The 19931-nt window shown below is 64.9% G+C and carries 19 protein-coding genes; 13 read left to right on the top strand and 6 right to left on the bottom strand.

Going from position 1 to position 19931, the window contains the following annotated elements; genetic code table 11:
* The first annotated feature begins 24 nt into the window (after positions 1-24).
* Positions 25-402 (top strand): endonuclease domain-containing protein, encoded by a 378-nt coding sequence (locus tag NMD1_RS13610; protein WP_125955169.1) that lies wholly within the window; start codon positions 25-27, stop codon positions 400-402.
* Between the two features lie 29 nt (positions 403-431).
* Here NMD1_RS13610 and carA read toward each other — a convergent pair whose 3' ends face one another.
* The gene (carA, locus tag NMD1_RS13605) at positions 432-1601 is read right to left on the bottom strand and encodes a glutamine-hydrolyzing carbamoyl-phosphate synthase small subunit (protein ID WP_125955168.1); all 1170 of its coding nucleotides are present in this window, start codon (positions 1599-1601) and stop codon (positions 432-434) included.
* A gap of 162 nt (positions 1602-1763) precedes the next feature.
* On the opposite strand from carA, the gene NMD1_RS13600 reads away from it, so the two are divergent.
* The 9 genes from NMD1_RS13600 (at position 1764) to NMD1_RS13560 (ending at position 12124) form a co-directional block, all read left to right on the top strand.
* On the top strand, positions 1764-2219 hold the full coding sequence (locus tag NMD1_RS13600) for a GatB/YqeY domain-containing protein (protein WP_124808806.1): 456 nt from the start codon (positions 1764-1766) through the stop codon (positions 2217-2219).
* Positions 2220-2298: 79 nt separating this feature from the next.
* Positions 2299-4173 carry a DNA primase gene (gene dnaG, locus NMD1_RS13595; RefSeq protein WP_125955167.1) on the top strand — a complete coding sequence of 625 codons (1875 nt, stop codon included), beginning with the start codon at positions 2299-2301 and terminating at the stop codon, positions 4171-4173.
* 45 nt (positions 4174-4218) lie between these two features.
* Positions 4219-6222, top strand: coding sequence for an RNA polymerase sigma factor RpoD (gene rpoD / locus NMD1_RS13590; protein WP_124808804.1), 2004 nt, complete (start codon positions 4219-4221; stop codon positions 6220-6222).
* Between the two features lie 225 nt (positions 6223-6447).
* Entirely contained in the window at positions 6448-8772 is a 2325-nt protein-coding gene (locus tag NMD1_RS13585; RefSeq protein ID WP_124808803.1) for a TonB-dependent receptor, read from the top strand.
* Between the two features lie 160 nt (positions 8773-8932).
* The gene (rpiB, locus tag NMD1_RS13580) at positions 8933-9370 is read left to right on the top strand and encodes a ribose 5-phosphate isomerase B (RefSeq protein WP_124808802.1); all 438 of its coding nucleotides are present in this window, start codon (positions 8933-8935) and stop codon (positions 9368-9370) included.
* A gap of 15 nt (positions 9371-9385) precedes the next feature.
* Positions 9386-10699: a serine hydroxymethyltransferase gene (gene glyA / locus NMD1_RS13575; RefSeq protein WP_125955166.1), complete on the top strand. Its 1314-nt coding sequence runs from the start codon at positions 9386-9388 to the stop codon at positions 10697-10699.
* A 4-nt stretch (positions 10700-10703) separates the two neighbouring features.
* The gene (locus tag NMD1_RS13570) at positions 10704-10913 is read left to right on the top strand and encodes a hypothetical protein (RefSeq protein WP_125955165.1); all 210 of its coding nucleotides are present in this window, start codon (positions 10704-10706) and stop codon (positions 10911-10913) included.
* A gap of 3 nt (positions 10914-10916) precedes the next feature.
* Positions 10917-11378, top strand: coding sequence for a transcriptional regulator NrdR (nrdR, locus tag NMD1_RS13565; protein ID WP_124808799.1), 462 nt, complete (start codon positions 10917-10919; stop codon positions 11376-11378).
* A complete protein-coding gene (locus NMD1_RS13560; protein WP_124808798.1) occupies positions 11375-12124 on the top strand; it encodes an RNA methyltransferase in 750 nt (249 codons plus the stop codon). The genes nrdR and NMD1_RS13560 overlap by 4 nt, the downstream gene beginning before the upstream one ends.
* Before the next feature lie 18 nt (positions 12125-12142).
* Here NMD1_RS13560 and NMD1_RS13555 read toward each other — a convergent pair whose 3' ends face one another.
* On the bottom strand, positions 12143-12463 hold the full coding sequence (locus NMD1_RS13555) for a chorismate mutase (RefSeq protein WP_124808797.1): 321 nt from the start codon (positions 12461-12463) through the stop codon (positions 12143-12145).
* Positions 12464-12708: 245 nt separating this feature from the next.
* Here NMD1_RS13555 and rpsD point away from each other — a divergent pair, with 245 nt between their 5' ends.
* Entirely contained in the window at positions 12709-13320 is a 612-nt protein-coding gene (gene rpsD, locus NMD1_RS13550; protein ID WP_124808796.1) for a 30S ribosomal protein S4, read from the top strand.
* A 189-nt stretch (positions 13321-13509) separates the two neighbouring features.
* Positions 13510-13701 (top strand): hypothetical protein, encoded by a 192-nt coding sequence (locus tag NMD1_RS13545; RefSeq protein WP_223806549.1) that lies wholly within the window; start codon positions 13510-13512, stop codon positions 13699-13701.
* A 13-nt stretch (positions 13702-13714) separates the two neighbouring features.
* Here NMD1_RS13545 and NMD1_RS13540 read toward each other — a convergent pair whose 3' ends face one another.
* Entirely contained in the window at positions 13715-15706 is a 1992-nt protein-coding gene (locus NMD1_RS13540) for a S9 family peptidase (RefSeq protein ID WP_125955164.1), read from the bottom strand.
* An 87-nt stretch (positions 15707-15793) separates the two neighbouring features.
* Positions 15794-16918 carry a tRNA guanosine(34) transglycosylase Tgt gene (gene tgt / locus NMD1_RS13535; protein WP_125955163.1) on the bottom strand — a complete coding sequence of 375 codons (1125 nt, stop codon included), beginning with the start codon at positions 16916-16918 and terminating at the stop codon, positions 15794-15796.
* Between the two features lie 93 nt (positions 16919-17011).
* Here tgt and NMD1_RS13530 point away from each other — a divergent pair, with 93 nt between their 5' ends.
* Positions 17012-17767: a TSUP family transporter gene (locus NMD1_RS13530; RefSeq protein WP_125955162.1), complete on the top strand. Its 756-nt coding sequence runs from the start codon at positions 17012-17014 to the stop codon at positions 17765-17767.
* A gap of 9 nt (positions 17768-17776) precedes the next feature.
* Here the strand turns inward: NMD1_RS13530 and NMD1_RS13525 are convergent, their stop codons facing one another.
* Positions 17777-18841: an AI-2E family transporter gene (locus tag NMD1_RS13525; RefSeq protein WP_125955161.1), complete on the bottom strand. Its 1065-nt coding sequence runs from the start codon at positions 18839-18841 to the stop codon at positions 17777-17779.
* The gene (locus NMD1_RS13520; protein ID WP_233497635.1) at positions 18838-19788 is read right to left on the bottom strand and encodes a rhodanese-related sulfurtransferase; all 951 of its coding nucleotides are present in this window, start codon (positions 19786-19788) and stop codon (positions 18838-18840) included. Before NMD1_RS13520 ends, NMD1_RS13525 begins: the two co-directional genes overlap by 4 nt.
* Between the last annotated feature and the right edge of the window lie 143 nt (positions 19789-19931).

Genomic DNA, 19931 nt, shown 5'->3' with positions numbered 1-19931 from the left:
GTTGGGAGAGGGGGCTGCGACACGATGAAGCGACACGAGGGCACGCGAACCCGGGCGCGGGAGCTGCGGCGCGAAATGACCGAGCCGGAACGCCGGCTGTGGCAGATCGTTCGCGCCGGCCGTCTTGGTTTCAAGTTTCAGCGGCAAGTCGTGCTTGCGCCGTACATCGCCGACTTCGCCGCGCGCTCGGAACGGCTGGTCATCGAGATCGACGGGGAAACCCACGGTTCGGATATCGCTTACGACGCGCGGCGAACGGCCGACCTCGAAGCGCGCGGCTACCGGGTGCTCCGGTTCACTAACGCGGACGTCATGACCAATCCCGAAGGCGTCGCGCGGACGATCCTGATGGCCTTGGGGCGGGATCCGGAAAGCCCCCTCTCCCCAACCCTCTCCCCCTGAAGGGTGAGAGGGGGTGAAGGCGTTGGCGTTCATCCCAGCATCCCCACGAACTTCTCGAACAGATAGAAACTGTCCTGAGGCCCCGGCGAGGCTTCCGGGTGGTATTGCACGCCGAACGCCTTCTTGCCCGCAATCGCGATGCCGCAGTTCGACCCGTCGAACAGCGAAACGTGGGTTTCGATCACGTTCGCCGGCAGGCTGGCGTTGTCCACCGCGAAGCCGTGGTTCATGCTGGTGATCTCCACCACGCCCTGTTCCAGCCGCTTGACCGGGTGGTTGGCGCCGCGGTGGCCCTGGTGCATCTTCACCGTCTTCGCGCCGGCGGCCAGGCCCAGCATCTGGTGACCAAGGCAGATGCCGAAGATCGGCACGTCGCGCTCCAGCAGCGCCTGGATTACGGGCACGGCATAGGCGCCGGTCGCCGCCGGATCGCCCGGGCCGTTCGAGAGGAACACGCCATCGGGGTTGAGCGACAGGATCGTTTCCAGCGAGGTTTCCGCCGGCACCACCGTCACCCCCGCCCCGGCCTTCACCAGATTGCGGAAGATGTTGTCCTTCGCGCCGAAGTCCATGGCGACGACGTGCGGGCGCTTGTCGTGCGGGGAGCGGCCATAGCCCTGCCCCAGCCGCCAGACCGAACCCTGCCATTCCTCCTGCCCGTCGCGCGTGACGATGCGGGCAAGGTCCATGCCTTCAAGGCCCGGCCAGTTGCGCGCCTTTTCCAGCAGCGCGTCGATATCGAACTGCCCCTTGGGATCGTGCGCGATCACCGCGTTGGGCGCGCCGGACAGGCGGATGCGGCGGGTCAGCGCGCGGGTGTCGACCCCGGCAAGGCCGATCTTGCCGTGCTTTTCCATCCATGCGGGGAACGTGCCCTGCGCGCGGAAGCTGGCGGGCGCGGTCACGTCCTCGCGCACCACGCAGCCCACCGCGCCGGGCACGTCATGGCTTTCCATGTCCTCGGCATTGGTGCCGACATTGCCGATGTGCGGGAACGTGAAGGTGACGATCTGCGCCGCATAGGACGGATCGGTCATCACTTCCTGATAGCCGGTCATCGCGGTGTTGAAGCACACCTCTCCCACGGCCGAGCCGACCGCGCCAAAGCCTCGTCCCCACGCGACCGATCCATCCGCAAGCACGAGGACTCCCGTCGCACCTTCTGGTTGAGGCGCGTGCGAAAGTGCGGGGTCGGCCATGATGTGGGGCGCTCCGTTGGTAAGGGTTCTGACGATGTCGCTAAGGCTCGCCCGCTAGACCTGCCACGCCGCACCGTCAACCTAGCGGATTGAGAAAGTTTATCCTACATGCGTTTCTTCCGCCGGCTTGCGGCGACCATCCACAGGAAACGTACAGACATCATGATCCGCGACTCGATCAAGGCCGCGCAGGTTTCTGCCATGAAGGCGGGCGACAAGGCCCGCCTGGCCGCCGTCCGCCTCATCCTTGCCAAGCTGAAGGACAAGGACATCGAACTGCGCACCGCCGCCACCGTTCCCGACGACGACGTGATCGTGGTCGACGTGCTGCAGAAGATGGCCAAGCAGCGCCGCGAATCGATCACGCTCTACGAACAGGGCGGCCGGCAGGAACTGGCCGAGGTCGAGAAAGCCGAACTCGTGGTGATCGAGGAATTCCTCCCCGCGCAGTTGAGCGACGATGACGCGAAGGCCGCGATCGCCGCGATCATCGCCGAAACCGGCGCGGCCGGCATGAAGGACATGGGCAAGGTGGTGGCCGCGCTCAAGGCGAAGCACGGCAGCCAGCTCGACATGGGCAAGGCCAGCGGACTGGTGAAGGCGGCGCTGGCGGGGTGACACAAAACTGCCCTCCCGCCCCCTCCCGAAGGCGGGAGGGGAGTTTGTGGACTCGCCCCCGTCGGGGCGGAGGCGCTGCATGAGCCTGTCCCCGCAATGGCTGGACGAACTGCGCTCCCGCATTTCGCTTTCGGGCGTGATCGGGCGGACGGTGCGCGTGCAGAAGGCGGGGCGGGAGTTCAAGGCGTGCTGTCCGTTCCATAACGAAAAGACGCCCAGCTTCACGATCAACGACGAAAAGGGCTTCTACCACTGCTTCGGCTGCGGCGCGCACGGGGACGTGATCCGCTGGATGACCGACCATCAGGGCCTGCCCTTCATGGATGCGGTGAAGGAACTGGCGGTCGAGGCCGGCATGGAAGTGCCCGCGCCCGATCCGCGCATGGCGCAGCGCGCGGAGCAGCAGAAATCGCTGCACGACGTGATGGCCGCGGCGCAGGATTTCTTCGCGCGCAGCCTGCACGAGGAGCGCGGCGCGGACGCGCGGCGCTATCTGGCCTCGCGCGGATTCCCCGAACGGATCGTGCGCGATTTCGGCTTCGGCTTCGCGCCCGACAGCCGCACCGCGCTGAAGGAGGCGCTTTCCGCCTTCCCCGATGCCATGCTGATCGAGGCCGGCCTGCGCATCGTGGTGGAAGGCCGCGATCCCTATGACCGGTTCCGGGGCCGGCTGATGCTGCCGATCCTCGATCCCCGCGGGCGGGTGATCGCGTTCGGCGGGCGCATCCTCAGCGCCGAAAAAACGGATGCGCCAAAGTACCTGAATTCGCCCGACACGCCGGTGTTCGACAAGGGACGCACGGTTTACAACCTGCACCGCGCCGCGCCGGCCGCGCGCAATGCCGGGCGGATCGTCGTCGTCGAAGGCTACATGGACGTGGTGGCGCTGGCGGCGGCGGGGATCGCCGAGGCGGTCGCGCCGCTGGGTACCGCGCTGACGGAACACCAGATAGAACGGCTGTGGCGCGTGGTCGAATGCCCGACGCTGTGCTTCGATGGCGACGCTGCGGGACAACGCGCGGCGATGCGCGCGATCACCCGCGCCCTGCCCCTGCTCCGCCCCGGCCACAGCCTGCGCATCGTCACCCTGCCCGGCGGCATGGACCCGGACGATGTGGTGAAGCGCGATGGACCGCAGGCGATGGAGGCCCTGCTGAGCGAGGCGCGCAGCCTGATCGACGTGCTGTGGGCCGCCGAGCGCGATGCCCTGCCGCTGGCGACACCGGAGGACAAGGCCGGGTTGAAGGCGCGGCTGATGGCGCATTGCGACACCATCCAGCACCCCGACATCAAGGCGCTCTACCGCCGCGATCTCAACGAGCGGTTCGGCGAACTCGCCTTCGCTCGCAAGGAACGCGCGCCGTTCCAGCCCCGCCAGGGCGGCGGAGCCGCGCCGCGCGGCAAAGGCCAGCCGTGGAAACCCGCGCCGCCGCCCTTGCCCGCCGAACAGGCGAACCGCCTGCAACAGCGGGTGGGCACGCGCGACCGGCTGATCGCGGCGGTGATCGCGGGGCTGGTCGAACAGCCGGACCTGATCGCGCCCCATGCCGAAAGCCTCGCCCGGCTGCATCCGGCGGAAGCGGACATGGCGGCCACGCTCGATGCCTTGCTGGTGCTGGCCGATTCGGCCGGCCCATCGGGCGCCGCTCTTGAAAGCGAACATATCCGGACCATATTGCAGGAGCGGCGTCTGCGCACGCCGACCGCAACGGATTTTGGTGAGATTCGATTCGGCTTTCTCGCGAAGCGGGAAGGCAGCGCCGGGGAATTGGCCGACGCGATTGCGCTTCTGGTGGAGCTTCCGGAGGTGGAATCGGCGCTGGAAGAGGCCAATCGGCGCTATCAAGCCGAACTTACCCCCGAAACCGAAGCGGAAAAAGAACGTTTGCGCGAACGAAGGCTGGCCTTGTTTGCCCGGTTGGGGCAAATGGGTCGCGTTCGTGCTTCGTTATAATTGTAAGACGCAACGGCAGCTCGAACAAAGTGGTATCGGGGTTCAATGGCATCCAACGACAAGACCGATAGCGGCGATGCGCCGCTGATCGACCTGAATGACGCTTCCATCAAGAAGCTCATCGCGCGCGCCAAGCGCCGTGGCATCATCACTTACGACGAGCTGAACGAGGCGCTGCCTCAGGACCAGATGTCTTCCGAGCAGATCGAGGACATCATGGCCGCGATTTCGGAAATGGGCGTCAATATCGTCGAAAGCGACGAGGACGCGGTCGATCCGGAAGACAACCAGCAGGAAGACGTGGAAGACGTCGATCCCGTCGAGGACCGGCCCGACATCATCAAGCGCAAGGAAACCGTCGAGCGTACCGACGATCCGGTGCGCATGTACCTGCGCGAAATGGGCGCGGTGGAACTGCTCAGCCGCGAAGGCGAAATCGCCATCGCCAAGCGCATCGAGGCCGGCCGCGACACCATGATCATGGGCCTGTGCGAAAGCCCGATCACCTTCCACGCGATCATCCAGTGGTCCGAAGCGCTGAACGCGGGCGAAATGCAGCTGCGCGAGATTCTCGATCTCGACGCGATGCTGTCCAAGGAACCGCAGCCCGAAAACCTCTCCGAGGACGGCGAGGAAGCCGACGGCGAAATCAGCGAAGCCACGGCCGGCCCCTCGTTCAAGGACGAGGACGAAGTCGAGGAAGAAGAACCGGCCGACGGCGACGAGGACGACGAACTGCGCGAACGCCGCGCGCGCCCGGTGGAGGAAGAGGAAGAGGACAACACCCTCAGCCTCGCCCAGATGGAAGCGCAGCTGAAGCCGGCCGCGCTTGAGCGCTTCGCCGAGATCACCGACCTGTTCCGCCGCTTCGAGAAGATCCAGGCCGAACGGCTCGACGTGCTGGCGATCGGCAACGATTTTCCGGCGGCGAAGGAATCGCAGTACCAGAAGCTGCGCGAGGATCTGACCGCGCAGGTCGAAAGCGTGCAGTTCCACGCCAGCAAGATCGAATACCTGGTCGACAACCTCTATGCGTTCAACCGCCGCCTGACGGCGCTGGGCGGGCAAATGCTGCGCCTGGCCGAACGCCACAAGGTTTCGCGCAAGGATTTCCTCGATAACTACGTCGGCCGCGAACTCGACGACGGCTGGCTGCAATCGCTGGCCGGCCGCGACAAGAAGTGGGCCGCGTTTGCCGCCAACGAAGGTTCGGCGGTGGAGCGCATCCGCGCCGAGATCGCCGACATCGCGGCCGCCACCGGCATGTCGCTGGGCGAATTCCGCCGTATCGTGAACATGGTCCAGAAGGGCGAACGCGAAGCGCGCATCGCCAAGAAGGAAATGGTGGAAGCCAACCTCCGCCTCGTGATCTCGATCGCCAAGAAGTACACCAACCGTGGGCTGCAGTTCCTCGACCTGATCCAGGAAGGGAACATCGGCCTGATGAAGGCGGTCGACAAGTTCGAATACCGGCGCGGCTACAAGTTCTCGACTTACGCGACCTGGTGGATCCGGCAGGCGATCACGCGCTCGATCGCGGATCAGGCGCGCACCATCCGTATCCCGGTCCACATGATCGAGACGATCAACAAGCTGGTGCGCACCAGCCGCCAGTTCCTGCACGAGCAGGGCCGCGAGCCCACGCCCGAGGAAATGGCCGAACGCCTCTCCATGCCGCTGGAGAAGGTGCGCAAGGTGATGAAGATCGCCAAGGAGCCGATCTCCCTCGAAACGCCGATCGGCGACGAGGAAGACAGCCACCTGGGCGATTTCATCGAGGACAAGAACGCGATCATCCCGGTGGACGCCGCGATCCAGTCCAACCTCAAGGAAACCGTCACCCGCGTGCTGGCCAGCCTGACCCCGCGCGAGGAACGCGTGCTGCGCATGCGCTTCGGCATCGGCATGAACACCGATCACACGCTGGAGGAAGTGGGCCAGCAGTTCTCGGTGACGCGCGAACGCATCCGCCAGATCGAGGCAAAGGCGCTGAGGAAGCTGAAGCACCCGAGCCGTTCGAGGAAGATGCGCTCGTTCCTGGATCAGTAACGGCCGGCATCCCGGCAAAGCCGAAAAGGGCGTCCCGATCCGTCGGGGCGCCCTTTCGCATTTTGGGGGATGGGGTTCTCGGGGGTTGTTGCCCCCATGCGACACCCCGGCCCGATTCGTTTCAGGCGATACCGGCCCCGCCGAAACAAGGTTGAAATATGACGGGTTTAACCGCAGCAGCCGTCGGCAAGGGACCGTCATCCCACCTCATGAGGGAATCAATCAATGCGTATCGCATCTTTAGCCTCCGCGCTTCTCGCGGGAACCGCCCTGCTGCCCGTGGCTCCCGCCATGGCACAGGCCCAGGCGGCTGACGCCGAAGCGGCGGAATCGTCCGACACGATCGTCGTCACGGCACAACGCCGCCAGGAGAACATCCTGAGCGTGCCGGTCTCCGTTGCCGTCATGAAGCCCGAAACGTTGCACGACATCCAGGCCGGCGGTGCCGACACCCTGCTTTCGCTGGCGGGCCGCGTCCCCAGCCTCAACGTTGAATCGACCACGGGCCGCATCTTTCCGCGGTTCTACATCCGTGGCCTTGGCAACATCGACTTCTATCTGGGTGCGTCGCAGCCGGTGTCGATCATCCAGGACGACGTGGTGGCCGAGCATGTCGTGCTCAAGTCCACGCCGGCCTTCGACATCGATCAGGTGGAAGTGCTGCGCGGTCCGCAAGGATCGCTGTTCGGCCGCAACACCACCGCCGGCATCGTCAAGTTCGATACGGTGCAGCCGTCCGCTACCTGGCGCGGCCAGGGGTCCGCAAGCTGGGGCAGCCGCAACAGCGTCAACATCGATGCCGGCGTCGGTGGCCCGCTCAACAGCAGCGGCACGCTGAGCTTCCGCCTGTCCGGCCTTTACCAGCATCGCGACAACTGGATCAGCAACACCTACACCGGCCCCAGCGACGATGGCACCGTCCCCGGCAAGAATGTGATGGGCGGCTTCAACGAGCGCGACGTGCGCCTGCAGATCGAGGCAAAGCCTTCGGACGCGCTGACCCTGCGCCTGTCCGGTCACTATCGCGACTACGATGGCACCGCGTCGATCTTCTATCGCGGCTCCATCAAGCAGGGCGTGCGCGCTGTGCCGGATACGCTGGACCTGACGAAGGTTTCCTATGACGAAGCGCAGAACAACCCGCAGGCCTACAAGACCAAGGGCGCATCGCTGAAGGCGATCTACGATTTCGGCGGCATCACGCTGACGTCGATCACCGCCTATGAAAACGCCCATGGCTATAGCCGTGGCGACACCGACGGCGGCGCAGCGGCCGATTTCGGCGGCACCGCCCCGAACTATTGCGCGGCCGGTTGCGGCCAGTCGCGCGGTGTGCTGCGCGGGCTGGACCAGTGGTCGCAGGAACTGCGCCTCGCCAGCCCGGATAGCGGCCGGTTCAAGTGGCAGATCGGGGGCATCTACTTCGATTCGCGCGATATGACCGAGTTCGATCAGCGCGCGTACTTCCTGACCAGCAATGCGCTGGGCACCACGCCCAACCCGAACAACTGGGTTCTTCTGCACAACGTCAACACCAGCTGGGGCCTGTTCGGCCAGGCCAGCTACGACCTGACCGAGAAGCTGCGCGTGACCGGCGGCGTGCGCGTGACGAACGACACCAAGACCACCGAACTGCTCAAGACCGCCGATACCGTGGCTGGCGTGGTGACGTTCCCGGCAACCGCGGCGCGCAAGGTGCGCCTTTCCGACACGCAGCCCAGCTTCGACCTGAGCCTGCTCTATCGCGCCACGCCGGATCTCAGCCTGTTCGCCCGTGTCGCGCGCGGCTTCCGTGGTCCGACCATTCAGGGCCGTTCTGCCGTGTTCAACTCGCCCTTCTCCACGGCGCAATCGGAAAAGAACACGTCCTGGGAAGCGGGCGTGAAAAGCGCTTGGCTCGATAACGCCCTGACGTTCAATCTGACCGGCTTCTACTACACGGTCTCGGACATCCAGTTGAACGGCAACGACAGCAACGGCAACGGCGTGCTGTTCAATGCCGACAAGGCTGTCGGCTATGGCATGGAAGCGGAACTGGGGCTGCGGCCGGCCCGCAACCTGAAGTTCAACATCGGCTTCAGCCTGCTGCACACCGAGATCAAGGACAAGTCGGTCTATGCGCAGGCCGGCGCGGCCGGTGGCGTGCTTTCGGAAACGGTGCTCAACCCGACCGTACGCGTGGGCAACAACTACTTCGCCCAGATCAACGGCAACCCGCTGCCCAACGCGCCTGACTTCAACCTCAACGTGAGCGGCCGCTACGACCTGCCGCTGAACGAGAAGCTGCGCGCGTTCGTGGGCGCGGACTTCAACCTGCAGGGCTATACGATGTACGTGCCCTACAAGACGGTGGAGTACACCTCGAACGGCAACTTCGAACTCGGCCTCAAGGCGGGTCTGGCTTTCGAGCGCTATGAGCTGGCCTTCTTCGCCCGCAACCTCACCGACAAGCGCAACCTTGTCGGCGTTATCGACACCTCGAACTACCGTGCCGGCATCTACAACGATCCGCGCGTGTTCGGCGTGACGCTGAGCGGGTCGTTCAACTGATCCGCTCCCGATACGATGCAATGCAAGGCGGGGCGCCCCAAGGGCGCCCCGCAAATACGGACAATAGGGCATTGCACGGCGTTTGATCTGGCATCGTTGGCGCAATGCGCCTAAGGGGGCGCAGAATCCCCTCCAAGGACAGCCGGAAACGCAAAATCCCATGCGCATAGCCATTGCTTCCGATCACGCCGCGTTCGACCTCAAGGCGGAACTGCGCGAATATCTGATCGGTCTGGGCCACGAAGTCGCCGATCTTGGCCCGGAAACGGCCGATCGCGTCGATTACCCCGACTATGGCTACAAGCTGGCCTCGGTGGTCGCCGATGGCACCGCCGCATTCGGCGTGGCGCTGTGCGGTTCGGGCATCGGCATCTCGATCGCGGTGAACCGCAATCCCGCCTGCCGCTGCGCGCTGGTTTCCGAGCCGCTGTCCGCCGCGCTGGCACGCGAACACAACGATGCCAACTGCATCGCCATGGGCGCGCGCCTGACCGGGGTCGACATGGCCAAGGCCTGCCTCGATGCGTTTCTGTCCACCGAATTCGGCGGCGGCCGCCATGCCGGCCGCGTCGACAAGCTTTCCCATCCCCAGGTCTGAAGAGGAGACGACCAGATGACCAATGCCGCCACCGCGACTTCGGAAATCCGCTCCTCGGGTTTCTTCACCGAACACCTTGAGAGCGCCGATGCCGAAGTCTACGCCGCGATCCGGGGCGAACTGAAGCGCCAGCAGACCAAGATCGAACTGATCGCCAGCGAGAACATCACCTCGCTTGCGGTGCTCGAAGCCACGGGTTCGGTGTTCACCAACAAGTACGCCGAAGGCTATCCGGGCAAGCGCTATTATGGCGGCTGCGAATATGCCGACGTGGTCGAAACACTGGCCATCGAACGCGCGAAGAAGTTGTTCGGCTGCCAGTTCGCCAACGTGCAGCCCAATTCGGGCAGCCAGATGAACCAGGCCGTGTTCCTCGCCCTGCTGGAACCGGGTGACAGCTTCATGGGACTGGACCTCAATTCGGGCGGCCACCTGACCCACGGATCGCCCGTCAACATGAGCGGCAAGTGGTTCAAGCCGATCCCCTATGGCGTGCGCGAGGACGATCACCTGATCGACATGGACGAGGTTGCCCGCCTTGCCCGCGAACACAAGCCGAAGCTGATCATCGCGGGCGGCACCGCCTATTCGCGCGTGTGGGATTTCCCGCGCTTTCGCGAGATCGCGGACGAAGTGGGCGCGTGGCTGCTGGTCGACATGTCGCACTTCTCCGGCCTTGTTGCCGGCGGCGCGCACCCCTCGCCCTTCCCGCACGCGCACGTCGTCACCACCACCACGCACAAGTCGCTGCGCGGCCCGCGTTCGGGCGTGGTCCTCACCAATGACGAGGACATCGCCAAGAAGATCAACATGGCGGTCTTCCCCGGCATGCAGGGTGGCCCGCTGGTCCATGTGATCGCGGCCAAGGCGGTTGCCTTCGGCGAGGCGCTGCGCCCCGAATTCCGGGCCTATGCCGCCCAGATCGTGGCGAACGCGCGCGCGCTCGCCTCGTCGTTGCAGGAACAGGGCCTCGCCATCGTTTCGGGCGGCACCGACAACCACCTTATGCTGGTCGATCTGACGGCGAAGGACGTGACCGGCAAGGCGGCGGAAAAGGGCCTCGATCGCGCCTGGTTGACCTGCAACAAGAACGGTATCCCGTTCGATAAGCGCTCACCCTTCGTCACCTCGGGCATCCGTCTTGGCACGCCGGCCGGCACCACGCGCGGCTTCGGCGTGGCCGAATTCCGCACGATCGGGCAGCTCATCGCCGAAGTGGTCGATGGCATGGCGCGCAACGGCGATGAAGGCGACGGGCAGATCGAACAGCGCGTGCGCGATCGCGTGGCCGAGTTGTGCGATCGCTTCCCGATCTATCCGGAATTGTAAGGCCATGAGCGACCGCGACGAAGATCTCGTCGGCCGAGCCCGGGACGAGATCACCGCCATGGCGAAACAGGGGATGGGCCATCCTTCGACCAAGCCCGTGCTGATCGGCGCCGGGATCGGCGCCGTCGCGGGCGCGCTGCTGCCGGTGATCACCCTGCCCGCCGGCCTCGCCATCGGCGCGGGCATCGCGTTCTGGCAACGGATCAAGCGCTGACCGATGCGTTGCCCGTTCTGCGCGCATGACAACAGCCAGGTGAAGGACAGCCGGCCGAGCGAGGACAACACCTCGATCCGCCGGCGGCGCCAGTGCGAAAGCTGCGGCGCCCGCTTCACCACGTTCGAGCGCGTGCAGTTGCGCGAGATCATGGTGGTAAAATCGGGCGATCGGCGCGAACCGTTCGACCGCGCCAAGATCGAGCAGTCCGTTTCCCTCGCCTGCCGCAAGCGGGGCGTGCCGCAGGAACGGCTCGATCGGCTGGTTTCGAGCATCCAGCGCCAGATCGAGACGATGGGCGACACCGAAGTGCCCTCCAAGGCGATCGGGGAAATGGTGATGGACGGGCTGCGCCAGATCGACAGCGTCTCCTACATCCGCTTCGCCAGCGTCTATCGCGACTTCACCGAGGCCCGCGATTTCGAGGAATTCGCCAGCACCGTGCGCGAAGTGGGCGCGCATTGACGCAGCCCGCCGCCCTTCCCCCGGTCATCGTTCTGGTCCGTCCGCAGCTTGGCGAGAATATCGGCAAGGCAGCGCGCGCCATGCTCAATTTCGGGCTGACCGAGATGCGGCTGGTCTCGCCGCGCGATGGCTGGCCCAATCCGTCGGCCGGCCCGGCGGCCTCGGGCGCGGATATCGTGCTGGAACAGGCGCGGGTGTTCGAGACACTGGCCGACGCCGTGGCCGACTGTGCCCACGTCTATGCCACCACGGTGCGCAAGCGCGGCGTGACCAAGCCCGTGGTGACGCCGGAGCAAGCCGCCCGCGCGATCACGACCGCGCCGGGCCGCAGTGCCATCGTGTTCGGGCCGGAGCGCTCCGGGCTGGAAACCGACGACGTGGCGCTGGCCCGCGCGATCCTGACCGTACCGATCAACCCGGAGTTCGGCTCGCTCAATCTGGCCCAGGCTGTGATCCTGTGCGCCTACGAATGGTCCAGGCATGTCCAGGCGAGCGATGCGGCGCTGATCCAGCCGACGGTCGAGGAACTGCTCCCACCCGCCCCGCAGGACGAATTCGAGGGCATGTTCGCGCAACTGACCGAGATGCTGGAGCCGCGCGGCTATTTCGAGCCGCCGAGCCGGGCGGCGGCCACGCGGCGCACGCTGCGCACCATGCTGACCAAGCCCGGCTGGAACCATCTCGAAATCCGCACCCTGCGCGGCGTGCTTTCAGCGCTGCGGCGCACGCCGGAGCCAAAGGACTGAGCGGTATTGGACCCGGATCTATTCGTTGCCGGCGCGCAACCGTTCGCGCGCCTGGCGCTCGAACGCGACCGAAGCGTCAAACAGCCGATCCCAGAAATCGCCGACCAGCCCCACCGGCACGCCCTGCTCGAACGCGCGGCGGCGAATCGCCGAAAGGACCGCCCTGCGCCGTTCTTCGTCATCCAGATTGAAACGCCCGTCGTTGAGTTTCGCCGCGGCGCGCACCAGGGCAAAGCGCCGGGACAGAAGGTCGATGAGTTGGCGATCGACAAGATCAATGCCGCTGAACACGTCGTCCAGCGTCACAAAGTCCTCAGGATTGGGCGGCCCCTCGCTCATCTATTCCAATTGAACCCAAAATTCCGGTTCTGTCTATGGCACCTGCCCTTGACAAACCACTAAAGCCCTGTTCTTAGCGCCCGTTCACATGGACTCCGCTGAAGCTCGCTTCCGGCGGTCCAGTCCGATTGGCCCCGCACCCCGGTGAAGCGGTGGCCGCGTTCCGTAACTGACGGAATGGTGCGTACCGGGTCTGAAGCACGGGTGATGGTCATCCGCGCAAGCAAGTTGGAGGCACCTGCGCCATGTCGAAGCGCAAGGCATCGAAGTACAAAATTGATCGCCGTCTTGGCGAGAACATCTGGGGCCGTCCCAAGAGCTCGGTCAACCGCCGCAGCTATGGCCCCGGACAGCACGGCCAGCGCCGCAAGAGCAAGGTGTCGGACTTCGGCATCCAGCTCCGCGCCAAGCAGAAGCTCAAGGGCTACTACGGCGACGTGACCGAGAAGCAGTTCAAGCGCACCTACCAGGAAGCCGCCAAGATGAAGGGCGATACCGGTCAGAACCTGATCGGCCTGCTCGAACAGCGCCTCGACATGGTCGTCTATCGCGCCAAGTTCGCGCCGACGATCTTCTCGGCCCGCCAGGTCGTTTCGCACGGCCACATCTACGTCAACGGCGTGAAGTGCAACATCGCCTCGCGCCGCGTGCGCCCCGGTGACGTCGTCAGCCTTGGCAAGAAGGCCAAGGAAATGGCGCTGATCGCCGAAGCGCAGGCGCTGCCCGAACGCGAAGTGCCCGACTACGTCGCTGCCGAAGGCGACAAGGTGACCTTCACCCGCGTTCCGACGCTTGATGAAGTGCCCTATCCGGTGAAGATGGAACCGAACCTGGTCGTCGAGTTCTACTCGCGCTGATCGGTCCGGCTTCGGCACGAAAAAGCACGAAAGGCGGGGCTCAACCCCGCCTTTTTTGTTTCTAAATCATATCGTTACATTTCATCAGCGCTATTCGTCGCCCCGCAAGATCGGCCGGTCGCAAGATCGCGCCGGATTGATCTCGATCACGGAACTGAAACGCGCTTCGGCCATTGGCCGGGCATGCCGATGTTTCGTTTCGTCACCCCGCACCGATGCGGAAAATGGTACCCCGACCTGCTGACCGCGCAGCAACAGGCCTGCGCGATCGGTGCCGGATTTTTCGAGGATCGCAGCGGCGAATTCTACCAGTACCCCGGCACCCGTCTCGAAACGCGTCCGTTCGACACGCCGGATGAAACGGCCGACATCGCGGCGTGACGAGACCGGGCGACTAGCGGTTAAGCATCTTGCGGATGAAGGCGTCGCTCATGGACAATATTTTCGTGCGCGCCGCGGCATCGTCCAGCTGGTGATCAAGATCCGGAAACTCGATATATTCGACAGTCTTCCCGGCATCTCGAAGCTTGTCGGCCATTAGTCGGGAATGGCCGACATTGACGTTGATATCCCACGATCCGTGAAACAGCAGAACAGGGGCGGAAATGGTTGCGGCATTCTGCGCTGGGGAACCAGAAGCCACATGCTCGCCATGGCCAATGAACCTGTCCACGATCTTGTAGTCCGTATAATCGACGTGATCCCGCCGCAGCCGCTCAAGATCCGTCACCGGCGCTATGGCGACAATCGCCTTGTACAGCCCCGGTTCGGCAACGCCGGACTGAAGCGCCGCGTATCCTCCATAAGACCATCCCACAATCGCCAGTTTGCCCGGCGCCGCCACCCCCTGGCTGACCAGCCACTTGCCCGCATCGTCTATGTCACCGATCGCGGTGCGCCAGGACTGGAATCCGTTTTTCTGGTACCAGTCTGCACCATAGCCGCTGGAGCCCCTGTAATTGGGTTGCAGCACTGCAAATCCGCGCACGGCGAAAAACTGCACCAGCCAGTCAAATCCCCATTCGTCTCGCGAACTGGGGCCGCCATGCGGCATGACGATGGCCGGAAGATTTCTGCCGTCACTGCCCGGAGGTATCGTCAAGTACCCCGGGATCATCGTTCCGTCCGATGCCGGAAAAGTGACTGGCTTCATTTCCGCCAGCTTCATGCCTTCAAGCTGGCCGCGAGCCGGAAGCAATGATTCCAGCTTGTGCGTACCCTTGTCGAACAAATAGTACTGCCCCGGATCGACATCGCTGCCGGCAAACAGAAGCAGCTTGCTTTCATCTTCGCTGGCACTCACGAAATCGACCTGCGGCTTGCCTGGCAGCGCTTTGCCCAAAGCCGCCGCCAGCGTTTTCAGGGCCGGATCGAAATACTCAGCCCGCCGCTTGTCCGTTGCGTAACCCACCCCCACAACGCGCCTTTGACGACCGATCACAATCAGTTCGTCCACATCCACGTCATCGCGACCGAGCACTAGCTCCTTCTTGCCGCTTCCATCGAGCTTGATGCGATACAGCGCCTGACGTCCGGAAGGGCCGGCGTCAAAACCATAGACCACATCCTGAACCGGATCGACAGTCAGGGGATTGAACCCCTTGCCCAGACCCGCGTCCCCCTGATCGACCCGCCCCAAAGGATACCATGTCCTATCGCCGGCCTTGCGGTAGGAATAATCGATAGTCCCGGAGGAGTAAGGGCCAGAAGCACTGACCTCTGTCCCCAAGATGCGCACATGCCCGATCCCGTCGGTAATATATTCGACGGAGCCAGACTTTGGCACTTCGACAATCCGCCGCACCAGCGAATTCACGTCCACGGATTCTACGCCAAGGCCCTCATACCGCTGGGCAATACGAGTGCCTATATCGGTTTCCGGCACGAACTGGCGCGTCATCATCACCCAGCCCGGTTTGTCTCCGGTCCAATCGATGATCGATCCGCCATTCCAGGTTATGCCAAGAGCACGGCTGCTTGTCCGCTCGGTCACCACCTTCAAATTGCTGCCGTCACTATCGACTGCGATGGTGCGGGAGTATCGTGCAAGCGCGTCTGTGAGCTTCGTTGTGATGGAAACGTAACAGACCAGCCTGCTTGCCGTTGGCCACACGCACCTGCTGAACTGCTCGCTCGCTTGACTGCTGCGCAAAATCGGCTTCGGCGCACCGCCTGCTATAAGATCTATGACCATGACCAACTGGCCCGAAGGGCCGGGCGTAATGATCGCCGCATGGGCGCCATCAGGCGCGAGCGACATCGACATGACACCTTCGCGGGCCCCGAACCTTGCCGCCAGTTCTTCCAGGGACTGCGCATGAGGGGCGGACAGAGGCACTAAAGTGGCAAACAAAGCCTGCGCCCATCCCGCCAGTCGACTATTCATGCCCCTCTCCCCATGTTGACGGGATCAGGATGGCAAACACCAACTGAAACTTCAAATGGTTCAGGCTCTTACTGCGAAATTGGATGTTTAATTTCGAAGATAGTTCCGCCGGAAGTCCGCTGCGAACGTGGCAAAAGTCCCTTCCGCGATAGCCGCCCGCATCCCCGCCATCAGCTGCTGGTAGAACGAGAGGTTGTGCTCCGTCACCAGCATCGCGCCCAGCATTTCGCCGGACTTGTGCAGGTGATGGAGATAGGCGCGGCTGTACTTCGCGCAGACGGGGCAGGTGCAGCGTTCGTCCAGCGGGCCGGTGTCTTCGGCGAAGCGGGCATTGCGCAGGTTGAGCGGGCCGTTCCAGGTGAACGCCTGCCCGTTGCGGCCCGATCGCGTCGGCAGCACGCAATCGAACATGTCCACGCCGCGTTCGACGGCGCCGACGAGGTCATCGGGCTTGCCCACCCCCATCAGGTAGCGAGGGCGATCCTGCGGCAACTGGTCGGGCGCGAAATCGAGCGTGGCGAACATCGCCTCCTGCCCCTCGCCCACGGCCAGCCCGCCGATCGCGTAACCGTCGAAGCCGATGTCGCGCAAGGCGTCGGCGCTTTCCCGGCGCAGGCCTTCATCAAGCGCACCCTGCTGGATACCGAACAGGGCGGCGTTTTCGGCATGTTCACCGCCGCTGTCGAAGCCTTCGCGGCTACGCCTGGCCCAGCGCATCGACATCGCCATCGAACGCGCGATCACCTCGCGCGGCTGATCGGCGCGCGGGCATTCGTCGAAGGCCATGACGATGTCGGACCCCAGCAGGCGCTGGATCTCCATCGAGCGTTCGGGCGAGAGCATGTGCCGCGATCCGTCGAGATGGCTGGCGAACGTGACGCCTTCCTCGGTGATCTTGCGCAGGTCCGACAGGCTCATGACCTGATAGCCGCCGCTGTCGGTCAGGATCGGGCGGTCCCAGCCCATGAATTTGTGCAGCCCCCCCAGCCGCGCCATGCGCTCCGCGCCGGGGCGCAGCATCAGATGATAGGTATTGCCCAGGATGATGTCCGCACCCGTGGCGCGCACGTCTTCCACCTTCATCGCCTTGACGGTTGCCGCCGTGCCCACGGGCATGAACGCCGGGGTGCGGATTTCCCCGCGCTTCATGGTGATGACGCCGGTGCGCGCCTTGCCGCTGGTGGCGTGGATCGAGAACGAAAAACGGGTCATTGCAAAGCGATCGGCCTGAATGCGGGCAATGCCCGGCACGGTGATGGATGAAAGAGGATTGCGGCCCTTACGGCGAAACGCCATGGCGCGCAAATGATCGAACCCTGGCTCTATCCCGCGCTGACCGCCGTTGCCGTGCTGACGGGCTTCGTCGATGCCATCGCCGGTGGCGGGGGGCTGATCATGATGCCGGCGCTGATCTACACCGGCCTGCCGCCGCACGTGGTGCTGGGCACCAACAAGGTGCAATCCGCCTGCGGCACCGCGATGGCGACGCTGCGCTATCACCGCGCCGGGCTGTTCGCGATACGCCCCAACCTTCCCGCGGTGGCGGCGATCTTCGCGGGCGCGCTGGCCGGAGCGCTGGTGATCCAGCGGTTCGATGCCGATGTACTGCGACTGGTGGTGCCGTTGCTGCTGATGGGGATCGCGCTCTATACCGTGTTTTCGCCGCGCATGGACGATCACGACAGCACGGCGCGGCTTTCGGAGCGCGGCTATCTGCCGGCGGCAGGCGCGGTAGGCTTCTACGACGGCTTTTTCGGCCCCGGTGCGGGCCAGTTCTACACGACCACGCTGGTCGGCCTGCGCGGGCTTGGCCTGACGCGGGCGACAGGGCTGACCAAGCTGTTCAACCTCACCAGCAACGTCGCCAGCATCGTGGTCTTCGCGTCTGGCGGGCAAGTGCTGTGGCTGCTGGGCCTCTGCATGGGCGCGGGCGCGATGACCGGGGCCTGGCTGGGCTCGCACTGGGCGACGCGGCTGGGTGCACGGCTGATCCGGCCGCTGCTGGTGACAGTAAGCCTGGCGCTGACAGCGCGGCTGGTGTGGGGCTGGTTCGCGCGGTAGGCGGGCCGGCTATTCGGACGGCGCCTCGCCGCCCTGCCCGGCACCGTCGGCGAAATCCCGCCACAGCATCACCAGCACCGCCATCGTTGCCGGCCCCACGAACAGGCCGAGGATGCCGAAGGTGGCCGCGCCGCCCAGAATGCCGATCAGCACCCACAGGAACGGCAGGCGGGTGGCTCCCCCGATGATCGCGGGGCGGATGAGGTGGTCTGCCACCGCCAGCACGATCAGCCCGCTGACCACGATGATGCCGGCATTGACCGGCGATCCCATCGCGATCTGCAAGGCGGCAGCCACGGCGAACATCACCGCCGCACCGAACGGGATCGTGGCCGCAACCGCCGTCAGGGTGCCGAGCATGATCGGGTGGGGCGTTCCGAGCACGGAATAGACGATCGTCATGACCGCGCCTTCGCCGATCCCCACAAGGACCAGCCCGTCGATCGTGGCCCGCACCGAATTGATCGCCTGCCGCCCGATCCGTTCCCCGGCCGGGCCGAATACGCGATCGCTGGCGCGAAGGCACTGTTCGACGATCGTATCCCGGTCGCGCAACAGGAAGAACAGCGTCATCAGCGTGAAGGCGAACACCACCGCGCGGTGCATCAGGTTGCTGCCGATGAGCCGGCCATGCATGACCACATCGACGTCCAGCATCCGGCCGAGCACGAATCCCGGCGCATGGGGATCGGCGAGGTGGGCTTGCCACCACGACCGCGCGAACGGCGCCGTGCCGTCCAGCCAGGCCGGCGGGGCGATGCCGTTGTTCCTCGCCCATTCAAAACCCTGCGCGATCTGCCGCGCCTCCGCCAGCGCCTGCCCGATCGCGAACAGCAGCGGCACCAGCACGACCAGCGCCACGGCCAGCGTGATCGCCGCCGGCAGCAGCACGCGCGCGATCCGGCCATTCCAGCGCCCGCGCAAACGCAGATAGAGCGGATCGATCGCCACCGCGATGATCACCGCCCAGGCCAGCGCCGGCAGGAATTCGCGCACGATCCACAGCGCCAGCGCCACCAGCAGCGCCACCAGCACGAGCCGCGCACGGCGCGCTTCGGTTCCCCGGCGCGTCATGCCTGCTCCTCCATCACCGCGCCGACATGGCGGTATCCGCGCCGTGCCGCCAGTTGTTCCTGCCGATGGCGTTCACGGTAGCTTTCGCGCTGCGCTTCGGTCCGTTCGCCGTGGCACGCGGCGCAGCTCACGCCCTCCTCGAACAGCGGCGAAGCCCGGTCCGCCGCGCCAATCGGGCGGCGGCACGCGCGGCACAGTTCGTAGGAGCCCTGAACCAGACCGTGGCCCACCGTCACCCGTTCATCGAACACGAAGCATTCGCCGCGCCACAGGCTTTCCGCTTCGGCCACGGTTTCCAGATACTTCAGGATGCCACCCTTGAGGTGATAGACCTCGTCCACGCCTTCCGCCTTGAGGAAAGCGGTCGATTTTTCGCAGCGGATGCCGCCGGTGCAGAACATCGCTACTTTCGGGGGCTTGCCCTGGCCCAGCAGGCGCGCGCGTTCGGCGCGGAACCACGCGGGAAATTCGCGGAACGATTGCGTGCGTGGATCGATCGCCCGCTCGAACGTGCCGACGGCAACCTCGTAATCGTTGCGGGTATCGATCACGATCGTATCCGGGTCGGAAATCAGCGCGTTCCAGTCTTCGGGCGACACATAATGGCCGACGCTCGCCAGCGGATCGATGTCCGGCTCGCCCATCGTCACGATCTCGCGCTTGAGGCGCACCTTCATGCGGTAGAACGGCATGTCCGAGGCTTCGGAGAATTTCACGTCCAGCGCGGCACACCCCGGCAGCGCGCGTATGTGCGTCAGCACGGCATCGATCGCCTGCCCCGTTCCGGCGATGGTGCCGTTGATCCCCTCGCGCGCGACCAGCAGCGTGCCCTTCACCCCCAGCCCGCAGCACAACCGCGCCAGCGGCGCGCGGATCGCTTCCGGATCGAGGAACGGTGCGAACTGATAGAGCGCGGCGACACGCCAAGTGGATGATGCGTTGGTCACAGGAATGATCCGTCCGTCCGCCGGTTCGGCGGGTTTCCAGCGGCGCATATAGCCTGCGCGGCATGGCCGGAACAGAAAACTTGGCCGGCCCCACTCACCACCTCTTGACCGCGCCGCTTCGCTCCGGTCCGGTACCGCAAAGC

Origin of the sequence: Novosphingobium sp. MD-1 (assembly GCF_001014975.1) — a bacterium.
Taxonomy (GTDB): domain Bacteria; phylum Pseudomonadota; class Alphaproteobacteria; order Sphingomonadales; family Sphingomonadaceae; genus Novosphingobium.
Note: the sequence above shows the minus strand (reverse complement) of the source record. Positions and strands in the feature narration are given on the sequence as shown.

Excerpts from the sequence above, each read along its gene's own strand:
- NMD1_RS13610 (WP_125955169.1), top strand. The coding sequence starts at position 25 with ATGAAGCGACACGAGGGCACGCGAACCCGGGCGCGGGAGCTGCGGCGC.
- carA (WP_125955168.1), bottom strand. The coding sequence starts at position 1,601 with ATGGCCGACCCCGCACTTTCGCACGCGCCTCAACCAGAAGGTGCGACG.
- NMD1_RS13600 (WP_124808806.1), top strand. The coding sequence starts at position 1,764 with ATGATCCGCGACTCGATCAAGGCCGCGCAGGTTTCTGCCATGAAGGCG.
- dnaG (WP_125955167.1), top strand. The coding sequence starts at position 2,299 with ATGAGCCTGTCCCCGCAATGGCTGGACGAACTGCGCTCCCGCATTTCG.
- rpoD (WP_124808804.1), top strand. The coding sequence starts at position 4,219 with ATGGCATCCAACGACAAGACCGATAGCGGCGATGCGCCGCTGATCGAC.
- NMD1_RS13585 (WP_124808803.1), top strand. The coding sequence starts at position 6,448 with ATGCGTATCGCATCTTTAGCCTCCGCGCTTCTCGCGGGAACCGCCCTG.
- rpiB (WP_124808802.1), top strand. The coding sequence starts at position 8,933 with ATGCGCATAGCCATTGCTTCCGATCACGCCGCGTTCGACCTCAAGGCG.
- glyA (WP_125955166.1), top strand. The coding sequence starts at position 9,386 with ATGACCAATGCCGCCACCGCGACTTCGGAAATCCGCTCCTCGGGTTTC.
- NMD1_RS13570 (WP_125955165.1), top strand. The coding sequence starts at position 10,704 with ATGAGCGACCGCGACGAAGATCTCGTCGGCCGAGCCCGGGACGAGATC.
- nrdR (WP_124808799.1), top strand. The coding sequence starts at position 10,917 with ATGCGTTGCCCGTTCTGCGCGCATGACAACAGCCAGGTGAAGGACAGC.
- NMD1_RS13555 (WP_124808797.1), bottom strand. The coding sequence starts at position 12,463 with ATGAGCGAGGGGCCGCCCAATCCTGAGGACTTTGTGACGCTGGACGAC.
- rpsD (WP_124808796.1), top strand. The coding sequence starts at position 12,709 with ATGTCGAAGCGCAAGGCATCGAAGTACAAAATTGATCGCCGTCTTGGC.
- NMD1_RS13545 (WP_223806549.1), top strand. The coding sequence starts at position 13,510 with ATGTTTCGTTTCGTCACCCCGCACCGATGCGGAAAATGGTACCCCGAC.
- NMD1_RS13540 (WP_125955164.1), bottom strand. The coding sequence starts at position 15,706 with ATGAATAGTCGACTGGCGGGATGGGCGCAGGCTTTGTTTGCCACTTTA.
- tgt (WP_125955163.1), bottom strand. The coding sequence starts at position 16,918 with ATGACCCGTTTTTCGTTCTCGATCCACGCCACCAGCGGCAAGGCGCGC.
- NMD1_RS13530 (WP_125955162.1), top strand. The coding sequence starts at position 17,012 with ATGATCGAACCCTGGCTCTATCCCGCGCTGACCGCCGTTGCCGTGCTG.
- NMD1_RS13525 (WP_125955161.1), bottom strand. The coding sequence starts at position 18,841 with ATGACGCGCCGGGGAACCGAAGCGCGCCGTGCGCGGCTCGTGCTGGTG.